The 13,340-nt window shown below is 39.3% G+C and carries 9 protein-coding genes; 3 read left to right on the forward strand and 6 right to left on the reverse strand.

Features of this window, described 5'->3' with window-relative positions; genetic code table 11:
* Nucleotides 1–55 precede the first annotated feature (55 nt).
* From JIG41_RS22985 to JIG41_RS20445, 6 genes are read right to left on the reverse strand one after another with little or no spacing between them, the layout of a single operon-like run.
* Complete coding sequence (locus JIG41_RS22985) at nucleotides 56–325, reverse strand: TagF domain-containing protein (RefSeq protein ID WP_312000561.1); 270 nt, start codon at nucleotides 323–325, stop codon at nucleotides 56–58.
* 8 nt (nucleotides 326–333) lie between these two features.
* Nucleotides 334–4,050 carry a type VI secretion system membrane subunit TssM gene (gene tssM, locus JIG41_RS20425; protein WP_199525352.1) on the reverse strand — a complete coding sequence of 1,239 codons (3,717 nt, stop codon included), beginning with the start codon at nucleotides 4,048–4,050 and terminating at the stop codon, nucleotides 334–336.
* 10 nt (nucleotides 4,051–4,060) lie between these two features.
* Complete coding sequence (gene icmH / locus JIG41_RS20430; RefSeq protein ID WP_199525353.1) at nucleotides 4,061–4,783, reverse strand: type IVB secretion system protein IcmH/DotU; 723 nt, start codon at nucleotides 4,781–4,783, stop codon at nucleotides 4,061–4,063.
* A gap of 15 nt (nucleotides 4,784–4,798) precedes the next feature.
* Nucleotides 4,799–6,139, reverse strand: coding sequence for a type VI secretion system baseplate subunit TssK (gene tssK, locus JIG41_RS20435; RefSeq protein ID WP_199525354.1), 1,341 nt, complete (start codon nucleotides 6,137–6,139; stop codon nucleotides 4,799–4,801).
* Nucleotides 6,139–6,606: a type VI secretion system lipoprotein TssJ gene (tssJ, locus tag JIG41_RS20440; RefSeq protein ID WP_199525355.1), complete on the reverse strand. Its 468-nt coding sequence runs from the start codon at nucleotides 6,604–6,606 to the stop codon at nucleotides 6,139–6,141. Before tssJ ends, tssK begins: the two co-directional genes overlap by 1 nt.
* Before the next feature lie 28 nt (nucleotides 6,607–6,634).
* Nucleotides 6,635–7,054 carry a hypothetical protein gene (locus JIG41_RS20445; RefSeq protein WP_199525356.1) on the reverse strand — a complete coding sequence of 140 codons (420 nt, stop codon included), beginning with the start codon at nucleotides 7,052–7,054 and terminating at the stop codon, nucleotides 6,635–6,637.
* A gap of 348 nt (nucleotides 7,055–7,402) precedes the next feature.
* Between JIG41_RS20445 and JIG41_RS20450 the strand changes: the two genes are divergently transcribed.
* From JIG41_RS20450 to JIG41_RS20460, 3 genes are all read left to right on the forward strand, one after another.
* A complete protein-coding gene (locus tag JIG41_RS20450; protein WP_199525357.1) occupies nucleotides 7,403–11,224 on the forward strand; it encodes a contractile injection system protein, VgrG/Pvc8 family in 3,822 nt (1,273 codons plus the stop codon).
* Between the two features lie 12 nt (nucleotides 11,225–11,236).
* A complete protein-coding gene (locus tag JIG41_RS20455) occupies nucleotides 11,237–12,100 on the forward strand; it encodes an immunity 49 family protein (RefSeq protein WP_199525358.1) in 864 nt (287 codons plus the stop codon).
* A gap of 172 nt (nucleotides 12,101–12,272) precedes the next feature.
* Nucleotides 12,273–13,136 (forward strand): immunity 49 family protein, encoded by an 864-nt coding sequence (locus tag JIG41_RS20460; protein WP_199525359.1) that lies wholly within the window; start codon nucleotides 12,273–12,275, stop codon nucleotides 13,134–13,136.
* Nucleotides 13,137–13,340: the final 204 nt, after the last annotated feature.

A 13,340-nucleotide genomic window follows, 5' to 3' on the forward strand; every position in this document is an offset into this window, starting at 1 on the left:
AAATGCGCGTGATTACAATCGCCAACTGGTTGAAGCGATGATCAAAGTGAAGGCGCTAAATAAGATCAACACCCTTGGTCTGCCTAAATATCAGTAAGTTAAGTGAGTTTATTAGAGAGCTGCATTTGATCAACAAGGCCCCGCCTATTACCCCACGATTTATATTTGCAAACCCTTCTTGCAACCAGTGATCAAATGAAACTGATTCGCGTGAAGAGATATTCAATTTAACAAAATCAGGCCTCACAGGTGTTTTGCCCATATACCCGAAGGCAAACTGCTGGACCAGCATTGGCTGCTTTTTCTTGGTAAATAAATTAAACATACCCGCCCCTACTGAACCAATGCTCTACTAGCTTGAGCAAGCTGAGGTTTGGGGGCAAACAATGAACTTGGTAGCGCAAATGAGGTCAGCATATATTTTGAAAAAATACCGCTATTTCGACCTGATTTTAATGAGAATTGAACCGTTAAGCTTTGCTCTGATTTATCCACCAGTTCCCAAGTTGCTAAAAACTCAGTCCCTTTAATCCATTTCACATTGGCTTCGTTAAGCACTTTTAGTAATGCCCAAGGGCCATCTTGTTCTATTGTTAGTCTACGACCCGTATTATCTAGGCCATATAAAATCGCTTTTTCTGCTGCACCGCGGCCAGGCCAAGAAAAGTTTCGCCATTCTTCTGGCTCATTACGATAACGATAACCTTGTTCTGAAAAACCCAAATATGTCTCACGAATACCTTTTTGTGGCACAGGCATCATTTGGAAATTAAACCCAGCAGCGTCTACGCCATTTAAAAATAAAGATCGTGTTACTTTATTTGCTTTTGTAATGCCATCGAGTAGTTCTTGACTAAAGCCAATACCAACGCCATTCCATTGTTTTTCTTCCCATACCCCACGGCGTACCTTCATAAATGGTTTTAATTGGCTATTAATGAAATTCCAAAGTACCCCTGTTTCACTGTTTAAAAACTCAGAGACATCGGCAATTGCAGCATCTGGCCCAGTTAAATTAAATGGGTATTTTCCAGCAATACTGTTGCTGTACATTGTATAAACCTGATTTTCCCACTCTTCGTTTAACTGACTGCGGGCTTTAGCCATAATGCTCGAAATACCAGACTGCAGGGGGGCTTTAAATAGTGTATCGAGGGTATCTTTAGTTTCTGGATCGAGAGCTCGTGTTTGACTTTCAATGATGATCCAAGATGATTGCAGCGCATTTTCTTGGCTATTACCCGATAATAAATCTTGAACAAACACCATCGCTTGTGCATCGTCTTCATTGCTTGCTGCCATGGATTTAATATCAGAATGAATACTACTTAGTGAGCTAATATACTGCCCAATGTAATCTGACATAGCTTTGTCTTCATCGTGTTGTGAGAATCGACGTAAGTCAGCAAAACGTGTTTCAAGTTCTGGTGCTCTTACAGTGTTCACTTGCGCAAAATCAGGACGTTCAGTAACTTGCTTAGCTAGCTTGCCTTTTGCTACTTTTTTAGTTGCACTATCTGTTGCACCAGAAAGTAACGTTGCAATTTTTTCGTTATTTTTGGTGACCGCAGATGGCTTATCAGCAACAACAATGTTGTTTTTCAATAATGTCATTAAATCTATAAAGGGACCATCTGAAGAGGAAAGACGAGCAAAGTTAATACTTGCATCATTTAAGTCTTTAAAAACAGGTACTTTGATACTCTTTAAGAACGTAAACCACGTATTAGCATAATCTTTAAAATAATATGTACGTATTGCTTTTGCTAATGCATCTGCCTGCGCTTCATCAACCGCATTTTGGCCACTTTCGTTGCTAGTGCCCATGACCCAATCACCAGAGAAAACGAGACGAGATATCCTCTGAATTTCTGGATAAACGTATTCTTGCCAACCTGCATTTGTATACACATAAGGAACACTAAAATCACTTCTAAGCACATCACGATTTTTAGCTGCCATGAACTGTTTAAGCTGAATCGCTTTTTTACGCTCAGCAAAGCTACTAATAATTTGCTGGTACAGAGGCTCTGCTTCTGGTTGAGTATTTAGGCTATTACGCGCATTTAGCACTGCCGTTTCGTTGTTTTGCCAAAATAGGATTTGACCTGGGTTTTCTATATCAGTACTAATATTGGCTAAATATAAATCAACTAATGCACTTAGTTGTGTTGTGATAGGTGAGTCAGTTTGTGCTTCAATATCAATGTTAAAATGCTGGCTAATAAAGGCGAGCAACTGCTCTTTAGCGAACTCATTATCTTTGTGTTCAGGGTAAGCACTGAGCATTAGGTGCAGTTTTAAAGCGTCATAATATGCTTGACGGCTCGCTGCTCTTGCATCTGCATCATCAGCTGACCAAATATTTTCAAATTCTTTAAGCTTTGCTAGTGTTTGCTTTTCTGCAGGAAAAGTAATCAACTGATTCAATTGATTAAATAAAACTTTTGCAACACTATCGAGCGTTTCGTCACCTTCGTAAATCCCAAAAATAAAATACCATGGCAACTGCTTTTCATAGTTTTTAAGTGATTGGTAATGCTCAAATAAATCTAGTGTTGCAGCTAGTTTTTGCTCATCTTTCGCTTTATTTACATTCGCTTCAACAATCGCTTTAACATGCACTTCCCCTTGGTTAAGCAACAATTGGTTGCTGGTATAAGAAGTGATTAATAATGCTGTAACCGCCGCGATACTTGCCAAGCCCGACGTTACTGTTAAACCTTTTAACCAACGGCCAACCAAGCGTTTTTTACGATTACCACGGGTTAAGTCTTGCAGTTTAAAAATTACATCATTAAATACACGATTGATAAAATAACTTTGCGTAATGCTTTCCTGTTTTTGTTCAACGACAACAACACCAAATTGGTCACGTACACCATTGGTTACGCGCTCAATCGGAGTACCCTCTTGCGTGCCTGAAGTAAAGTACACGCCAGCGAACCAAGGAACCTCTTGGTACGGATTTGCTTTAAATAACAAATTAACAAACTCAGTTAACTTTGTTGATGCAGATTTGAACTGGTTTGGAAAATCTAAAATTAACTGTTTACGGTGCTCATTACGCTCACGAGCCACTTTACTTAAACGCTGTTCGCAAAGTCGCTGATACAACTCTTCCATACGAACTTCGAACATTTCAGCAGGATCATTTTGCTGATCTTCACTTATATCTAGTAAATAGGCACCAAAAACTTGTTCGCGTTCTTTTTCGGTTAAATCATTAAAAAATGGCTCAAAACCGCTTATCAGATCGGTTTTTGTAAAGGTAATATAAACCGGAAAAATAACCCCTAATTGCGTGATCAGTTCTTCAATACGTTCTCGAACCAACTTTACATGCTGACGAATTTCTTCGCTGTCAGAGGTTAAAACATCTGCAACACTAATAGCGACCATCACACCATTGATTGGTAACTTGGGACGGTATTTCTTTAGTAAGCTTAAAAACGATAACCATTCTTTGTTTTCTGATTGCTCGGTGGTATAACGCCCTGCCGTGTCAATCAAAATAGCTTGATCAGAAAACCACCAGTCACAGTTACGTGTACCACCAAAACCTTGGATATGAAGTTCATTTGAGTTTGAATAAGGAAAATGCAGACCAGAATTAGCGAATAATGTACTTTTACCCGTTGCAGATGGACCAATGATCATATACCAAGGAAGTGCATACAAAGCCGTATTACCGCGATAACCGGCACCAAGATGGGATGCTTTCAATGAACTTAATGCTTCTTGCATTTTTTCTTTAATTTCATCTAGTTCAGCACTCGAGCCCGCATTATGGCTTGCTAGTTCTGATGCTAATTTATCACCCGAGCGTTTGGTCCATAACCAACGAATGAATATAAACACAATAAAAACGGCTGTTACAGCGGCCATTGCAAAAAGTTTTTTATCCGTTGTGTCTAAGCCAACGATACGGCCAGCAAACCAAACTATACTTAAAACAGCAATCAACCCAATTAACTGACCGGTCGCTCTTGATGACACTAAGCCCAGTAAAAAGTGCACTAGGCCACTTTTATTCACTCTTCCTTGCATTACTTTTGTCCTATCGAGTCTCGTTGGTTTTGTTCAATTGAGTAAGTACTTCAACTTGGTTGTCTATTCGTTGAGTGCTTTGTGTTGCCTGCTTGTTAATTACAAAATGAAAGCCAGCAAAAAGCGAAACGATTGACGCGAGGCATATAGATACAATCACCCAGTAAGGTATATTTCGGCCAACTTTCATGGCGAACCCTTCAAGAGGGACGCCATTATCAGATAATTGACCACGTGGAGTGCCTCGCACATCTTCAATTTGCGCACGTATATCAACAATTAAAGCCTTAAGCTGTTCAATACCTCTAACTTTATAGATGCCTTCAAAACCAAGCTGTAAACAGATGTAGTAAACTTCCAGAGCAGGAAATTTGGGCTCACCGCCAGTGCGAAGTTTTGCTAGTCGCTCGAAAAACTCTTCACCCGCTCTATTGTTGCCAAAAAACTCAAGTTGCAGAGGCCTAGACATCCACTCCATTCTAAAATGCGCTCCTGAGCTCATTACAAACTCATCACACATTGCTGTGAGTGCAAATTTAACTTCTTGCATAACGCTGGTTGTCACTTGTTGCGTATAGCAATTACGTTCAAATTCATCAAAGCTCGTTAATAATTGTTCTCGAAAATCATCTAGTTCAAGATCTGTTGATTGTTTTAGTTTTAAGGGAGCGAGTGCATTTACAACTGGAGAAATGCAGGCAATTAAATCAAGTTCTGTATTTTGTTCTTGCATAGCCAATCTACCTTCCTAATGTCTTGCCACAGTCACAATTTCAATTTGTGCAGCCTGTAAACCAAATGGAATAAATAAACTGAGTGATTGTTCTTCAACAATTTGCTGCCAAATATAGCCATGTGCTTCTAATCGAAAATATTCATAGCCACTTTTGATTGCTAACTTATTAGGTGGTCGCTGACAATGAGTTAATTGCACACCCGCTAATGCTGAGGCGATCATTATTTCGAGTTTTTCACTCGCACCAACTTTGACCTGATCGCTAAAGGTATCAATCCATTTCGTATCTTCTGATTCAAAGTAAACAGCTAAGTAGAAGTCATTATTATCAAAAATAGCAGAATCAATAGTGGCAACTTGATAAATCGCATTCGACACTTTTTCAAGTTTAAGTCCTGACATCTTTTTAGGAACAACTCCTTCAAGTAGCTTACTAAGTAAGGTGTCTAGGGTGCCGAAAACATGCGTCAACTGCTTATGTTGGTAAGGGGGGATCTGGCTAACTAAGTCACTGTGCTCAAACATTGATACAGAACTAATCAGATCAACAAGTTCACAATATAACCGCTCAGGGTGAACGAGTTGCAAGCTTTTCAAATGATCTAAACGCTTTGCCGAAGGAGCCATTGCATTTAACAGTAAAAAGCTATTCATTTCGTTTGGACCAAAGTCAGTTACTGAACCAAAGTTTTTTCTTCGGCTTAGTAACACATTCACTTTAGCATTGACTAGGTTTGCTGTGCGATTAAGCAGCTCTGTTAAGTAAAATGATGCCTGTATCGTTAATAATGGCGGAACAAATTCTTTACTGACTCTAAATGAACCATCTTCAGCACGAACAACTTTTATGCAAGCCAGCGTATCAAAATAGGTTTTTATATCTTGATCTGTCAGCAAAATATAATTGGGCTGTGCAATTAACACTTCTCGATTTCTGGCCGCATCATGATGATCACTAAACTCAATATAGTCGGCTTGATAAGCACTTAATTGCCCGCTTGCTGAATAACCTTCAATATCGCTTACAACTTTATTAGCCGCGATAGCTAAATACACCGTCACGTCATCTGCATTTGATGCGAGCTCAAGTTTTAACTCATCATGATGTTGGCGATCGAATTCAAGCAAACGGCCATTTTCTAATATAGCTTTAAAGCTAATTACTTTTAGAATGCCCCGCGCGAGTGCTGACTCATCAATAGTGAGGTGGTGCAAACCAAAAGCCAAAGGCGAAATTAAGCTTTGCCTAACAATCTGATTTTGCTCATGGTAATCATCAAAAAGCTGGAAATGTTGCTGTGCAAGCAGCACACCTTCAGCCCATACAGGTTTCATTGGACCTTTAACATTCATTATTCAGCCTCATCGACATCTGGTAGCTGAACTTCGTTATTGGTAATCAGAACATCAAGCGATGTTGATAGTTTTACTGGACCATCGCCGAGTGGGTAAAATGTTTTCCATTTATCTCCTTGGCGATCTCTAAACAAGGCAACAATAGCCACAAAACGTGCATTTTCAGCTTGCTCAAATTCTATTTTTGTTTGCTCTGCTGGGTTGATTGTTTTTTCTTCAACCGTGATTAAAGTATTTGATAATACTGACTTATCTGATTTCCATAAATCTTCAAAAGTTGCAGTTTTAAAACTTTGAATATCTGATAGCTGGTACACCCTTAGCACCACAGGTAATGCTTCATCAAATTGATTTAAATTAAGATTGTCTGTTGCTGTGATATCAAGTTTTACATTCGTACTCATACACGCAGTCAAAGACATAAGCAAAGTAATTAGCACTGCTTTTTTAATTGCAAAACGCATTCAAAACCTCATAGATTTATTAGATTAATTAGTTTTTACAAAGAATTTCTTCGTAAACAGGACATATCACTCGATTAAATCGCACTGATGCGCAATCGGACCATTTACGACTATTGAAAAATTTTGGAAAAATTCCAGCTTGCTTATTTTCTTGATTATCAACAGCTAGAGACTTAATGACCACATCATCGACAGAAGATATTATTTTTGTATTTAGAACAATTAATTCATCAATATACTTGATGATATTTTCTTTAATTAAAATTATTTTACCGTCATTTCTTGGTGGATTATTTATAAAAAAGAAATAATGATCGATAACCGACTCTGAAAATACGCGATGCGCTGGGATACCGGTCTGATCAAGTAAGGAAGAGATACTTTTAGTGAGAGACCAAGCCAATACATAAAAGCTATTAACTTGATTTATAAATAATTTTTTATCCATAAAATCATCCTTGATTAACCAGAAAAACACATAATCTGCGTTTCACAATTGGGTTCACTCGTCCTTAAATCGGGGGCATAATACAAAGATCACTTTTAAAATGTCAACTCAATATAGCTTAAAAATAAAACTAATTTACAATAAATATAAAAACCAATAAAAAAGCATTAATTTAAATAAACTTTCAATAATATTGAAAATTAATAAAAACGTATTACATAAACAACCAGGAATTATCAACATACTGGTGACGAAAAAATTTCGATTACAATTATTCTATTGAACATTTATTAATAAATGTGTATTTTCATTTTTCGCTAATGGATTGAGTTAAAAAAGGACAAGGAAATGTCTCACTCGCGACTATTAATTGATGTAAATAACATTACACTCAATGTCACTCAAGTGAATGGATTTGAGCAACTAAATCAAGGATTTGAATTTACATTAATTGGCGATTCCAGCCATGACATTCTCCTCGAAAACTTACTTTTACAAAGTGCATTAATTACATTTGTAAATAAAGACGATTACTTCCGCCATCAATCTGGGATAATTTATGAATGCGAAAAAGTAGGTACATTTAAAAACAAATATCGATATAAAATAATAATTAAAGACAGACTAAGCACATTAAGAAACATCACAAACAGTAAGGTTTTTATTAGCGTTAATTTAAAAGACGTTATTTTTTATTTAGCCAGCCAAGCAGGATATTCACAAGGGCAAATTGATTTACGTGTAAGCACATCGTTACCAGATCTTCCACAATGTGTACAAGCGATGGAAACAAACTGGCATTTTCTACAACGTTTACTAGCCCAATTCGGTTTGTTTATTTGGTTTGAAACCAAAAACAACACTGAACTGTTAGTAATCAGTGATAGCAATTTAAACAGCCCATACTTACAACGCGGTGTCGTGACAGTCAAAAACACAGCAGGTATGAATAACGATGATAATACCGCATATATCGGTTTTTTTAACAGCCAAGTACATCATTCAATTTACAATGATCGCACTGACTGCGTGGCTCATGGCCAATATTTAAAGGTCGCAAGTAACAGTCAATCTTACTTTGAACCCTGCGCAACAACACCTGCAGCGGCTTCACTTCAAGCTCAAAACATTAGTAACGCTTTAGCTTCACTCAACAAAGTAATACACCTTGTAGGCAATGTATGCGATCTCTATGCTGGTAGTTCTATTGCAATTGACGACCAAACAGGTACAGGCAGTAGTGCTGATTTAATGTGTATTGGCGTGTATCACACAAGTGAACAACCCAGTGACGAAAGTACCCATCAAGGCTTAACGCGCTATAGCTGCAAAGCAGAATTTATCGAACGCGGTACGCCATTTAAAGCAAAACCGTTGCCGCACCAAGCTAAACCTATGGCATTCCCAGCCACAGTAGAATCTCTAACTACATCAAGTTTTATTGATGATATGGGTTGCTACCGTGTGCGAACTGATTTCGACACAATAGCAAGGCCTGTTACTCAATCGAGCAAAGCAATTCAGCAACTTGCTTTATACGCATGTCAAAACCAACCTCAGGCCACTGGCTGGCACTTCCCACTAGTTGGTGGTTCTGAGGTACTTATTGGCTGCATAAATAACGACCCAAATAATACGTTTTTAATGGGGTTTGCGATGAATGAATCGCAACCAAGCGTTGTTACAGCGGCAAATTATTCACAAAACAGACTTGTGAGTGCAGCGCAAAACGAACTGCAGTTTGATGATGACAAACAAGAACCAAAAGTAATTTTACAAACATTAGGCGGTGAGCACTATGTTGAACTCAATGCTAAAAAATCAGGCCGCCAATTTATAGAGTGGATAAGCCAGCTAGGCACCATTAACTTACATGCTGGCAAAGACCTCTGCCTCACAACTGAGAACGACAACATTCAATTTGTGATTAAAAATAATCAGTTTATTGATGTAAAAAATAATGTTTCGCTTAGCACTCAAAACCGCGATATCAGTATGCAAAGTGCTGGTAGCCAAACCTGGCAAGGAAAAAACACCCTCATTGAATCTCACCAAGCTCTGTCGATGGTAAGTGGTCGCGCAATTAAAGCCTTTGCGCAAAGCGACATTCAGCTTAAAACCAGCTCAAGCGATTTAACTCTTTCGGCCCCCAATGGCTCTACATTTTTACAAACAAATAAGTCAATCACGATTACTGGCTCAGGCCGTGGTGATTTAATCCTGCATAACGAAGGCGGCGAAATTAAACTCGACAGTCAAGGAAATGTTGAGATTATTGCCACCAACATACTCACCCTCGATGGCACCTTTATAAATTTTGATGGCCCCGTTGATTACGATATTGAAAGGCCAAGTACAGCGAGTGCACAAAGCCTTAATGTGAGTCGTGCGCCTGCTATTTCATCGTTTGATTTGGCTGATAGCTCACTCGATTCTACTACGCTATGCACACTAGACTTAAGCTATTGCTACCTAGATGGCAGTGCTGAAGACAATATTCGTTACTCGCTTATCGATAGCCTTGGCCATGAACACACAGGCTCACTCAGTAATGGCAAGGCGCAACTGGCCAACGTGCCGCAAGGTCAAAGTCAGGTTCGTTTTATTGCTTCATCTGACGATGACGAACAGCGTTTAGTTGCACTGCGTAATGAGTTTAAGCAGACCCTAGAAGCAATGCTAAATGAAGTTCGTCAAAAAGCGGCCATTGAAGATGCCTTGTTTGAACAAGAAAGCCTATTTCACCAATACATGATAGAGCTCGGTGCAAATGCTACTGGTTTTTATCAAGGTGCAAAATCACTTATTGAGGGCGTAGCGGACCTGATTGTACTCGGTATTGATATTAATATAAGTGTGTACTCTGCTTGCTTTAGAATTATAGAAGCCATTGCTCGCGGTGATAAAGAAGCCGTTAAATATGAGCTAGAAACAATAGTTTCTTTCTCACAAAAATCAGCCCAATCACTCACTCAGGCATGTGAGTTACTTTACATTTTACTTGATGATGAACAAACCCGCTTGGCGCTAGCGCGTTTCCCTTACGAGTATATTGATGCCCACTCACACGTAGAGCAAGAACGATTAACAGGTATTTTGGCATTCGAGGTCGTATTAGCACTGCTCACTGGTGGTGTGGGTGCGGCTGCTTCACTCGCAAGTAAATCACGGTATTTAGCAAAAGCAAATAAAGCGCTGACTAAAATTGCCGAGATTGTTAAGCGCAAGCAACTCAATAAACAGTTATCACACGCTGTGACGGCTGAACATCCGACTGTTTCAGCCAAAATAACCAAGCCAGATACACAGCTGCAACCAAGTAAAAACCAAGCAGTGGCGACGCATGTGTCAGCAAAAGACCATGCTGACTATTTACTCAGTGAATTGTCTGACGATATTCGCGGCAATTACCGCGCATATACCAACGGTGAAGGTAAAGTCATTATTAATCGCCTTGATGGCAAAAAGCCCCCTAAATTACGTTACGAAAATGGTAATTTAGTACCCGTGTCGGACCAAATAAATGTGTATAACAAAATAGCGCAAAAATTAAAGATAAATCATGCTAATTTAAGTGACAACGTTAAACAGCGACTCAAACAGTTTGAAGCAGCACGCAATCAAGCGGTAGCCAAGCGTGATGCCGCACTCCTTGCCGGAAACGCCACTGCATTAAAAGAAGCGCAAAGTGCGATGCGCTTAGCCAGTGAAGCGCTTGGTGAAGAAGCCGCGCGCATTTATGTGAAACAAAATTATCCAGATGCCACACCATTGGCAAGCAAACTCCCAGGTAAAGGCAAACAAGGCCAATTTGACCAAGTGTATGCAACAGAAGACGGTAAAGTATTAATTATCGAAGCCAAAGGCGGTAATGCCAGCTGGGGTAGCCGGAGTGCTGGTAAAGATAGAGCCCAACAAGGCTCTGAAAAGTATATGAATTCGATAATAAAGAATTACCAAGTTAAACTTCGCAACCTAACAAAAGACCCACGCTATATAGCAGGCGATGAAGATTTTGTGAAACAAGTCAAAGACATGAAAATTATGCTCAAAAGTTTGAACGATTCAAAGCTAGATGGAACGCTTGAATATATTGGGGTTCAACAAAAAGCCAATGATGCCGGGCTTATCGAAGTTATTGACGTATCGATTTTTGATATAGGATTTTAAGGAATTTATAAAATGATTGAGAGTCATTATAGTTTTGCCAAACTTAGTTATAATGAAATGGCCGAGGAATACATCAGGCACGAAGATAAAAATATACCCCGTATTCAAAAAAACCCTAGCTTAGGACTCCATACACAGTTTACCCGTAATATCATTGACTCATTTCCTATGGAAGCTATTCAAAACCCCAATAGCTACCATGCTTGGCTCTATGTTATTCGCGCTTCGCAATTAGGCCACGGCATATTTCAAAGCAATGCCCATGACGGCCAACCTTTCCCTTTCTTTTACGATGATGAATATTTAGAAGTAGTCGGTAAACGCGACCCTGAACATGCTGAGCACCCTGTGTGGTTACTTGCTTTGTACAGCAGTATTATTGCCCGTAACCATGACGCCATCGCTTACTTAACGTCTATCGATAATGATGTGTTTAAAACATCTAATTATGGTAATCAGCGCACCCCGTTTGATTATGCATTGTCTGATTTACTCAAAGGGGTATTTAACCCTAGCGCTGATTTAGCCAACTTAATTGAGCAAGCATACCTTACCTGTAACCCAGATGATTATGCCGATGATGAAATTTACTTATATGTTAGTCGCTTGGAGTGGCCACTTATCCCTGTGATCACCGCTATATTCACTGATAACGGTGAGCAAGAATATAATCAAGCCATGGAAAAAGCCTTGCTGGCTCATAGGGAATATTACAACAACGAAGATCACGAAGATGAAAATGAAGGTGCCATCCCATTAGCTTTAACAGCCTTAGCCATCATAGCTAAAGACGTAAAAGGCTATAAGCTCACTGTTGAAAATGGCTACATTCCAGCATGGCTAATTGATGTAACACCACCAACAGACCCAAATTAATAAACGACAGTAACCGCTCTTTAACAACATGGATGTTGGCAGCAAAGCATGAATTTATACCCTTCTTTGCTGCCGTTAATACTCATCATGTATCAAAAAGCCAATGACGCCGGGCTTATCGAAGTTATTGACGTATCGATTTTTGATATAGGATTTTAAGGAGTTCTTTAAGGTGATTAAAAGCCATTACAGCTTTGCACAAGTAAGCTACGACCGAACCATAAAGTTATATAACAGGTTGCAAGAGGGGGGACTTGGGCGTATTCAAGAAGATCCCAGTCATGGGCTACACAATCATTTTAAGCGCAACTTGATAGATACTTTTCCCATGGAAGCGATTCAAAACCCCAATAGCTATCATGCTTGGCTCTATGTTATTCGTGCTTCGCAATTAGGCCATGGCATATTTCAAAGTGACGCCCATGACGGCCAACCTTTCCCTTTTTTTTACGATGATGAATATATAGAAGTGATTGGAAAAAAAGACGACTATGGCACTAAACACAATAACTGGTTACTTGCATTTTATAGCAGCATCATTGCTCGTAATAACGAAGCTATTAACTACCTGATTACTGTCGACAACGATGTATTTAAACAAGCAAGGCTAAGTGAACAGCGCACCCCATTTGATTATGCATTGTCTGACTTACTTAAAGGCTTATTTAACCCTAGTGCCGATTTAGCCAACTTGATTGAGCAAGCATACCTAACTTGTAATCCAGATGATTATGCCGATGATGAAATTTACTTATATGTTAGTCGCTTGGAATGGCCGCTTATCCCGGTGATCACCGCCATATTCACTGATAACGGCGAGCAAGAATATAATCAAGCCATGGAAAAAGCCTTGCTGGCCCATAGAGAATATTACAACAACGAAGACCACGAAGGTGCAAACGAAGGTGCCATCCCATTAGCTTTAACAGCCTTAGCCATCATCGCTAAAGACGTAAAAGGCTATAAGCTCACTGTTGAAAATGGCTACATTCCAGCATGGTTAATTGATGTTACACCACCAACAGACCCAAATTAATAAACGACAGTAACCGCTCTTTAACAACATGGATGTTGGCAGCAAAGCATGAATTTATACCCTGCTTTGCTGCCGTTAATACTCATCATGTTTGAGTTTTTCACAAAAATGCCCCACGAAGGTGGATTACCTCATGGCACAATAAGTACTGATGACCTTGTGGAAGGTGAAGATATTGGCTTAACACGCTTAATGGGCCGGTTA

The sequence above is a fragment of the Pseudoalteromonas sp. bablab_jr011 genome (assembly GCF_016464045.1).
GTDB lineage: Bacteria > Pseudomonadota > Gammaproteobacteria > Enterobacterales > Alteromonadaceae > Pseudoalteromonas > Pseudoalteromonas lipolytica.

Coding starts and splice junctions, on each gene's coding strand:
- tssM (WP_199525352.1), bottom strand. CDS start 4,050: ATGCAAGGAAGAGTGAATAAAAGTGGCCTAGTGCACTTTTTACTGGGC.
- JIG41_RS20445 (WP_199525356.1), bottom strand. CDS start 7,054: ATGGATAAAAAATTATTTATAAATCAAGTTAATAGCTTTTATGTATTG.
- tssJ (WP_199525355.1), bottom strand. CDS start 6,606: ATGCGTTTTGCAATTAAAAAAGCAGTGCTAATTACTTTGCTTATGTCT.
- JIG41_RS20450 (WP_199525357.1), top strand. CDS start 7,403: ATGTCTCACTCGCGACTATTAATTGATGTAAATAACATTACACTCAAT.
- JIG41_RS20455 (WP_199525358.1), top strand. CDS start 11,237: ATGATTGAGAGTCATTATAGTTTTGCCAAACTTAGTTATAATGAAATG.
- icmH (WP_199525353.1), bottom strand. CDS start 4,783: ATGCAAGAACAAAATACAGAACTTGATTTAATTGCCTGCATTTCTCCA.
- JIG41_RS22985 (WP_312000561.1), bottom strand. CDS start 325: ATGTTTAATTTATTTACCAAGAAAAAGCAGCCAATGCTGGTCCAGCAG.
- tssK (WP_199525354.1), bottom strand. CDS start 6,139: ATGAATGTTAAAGGTCCAATGAAACCTGTATGGGCTGAAGGTGTGCTG.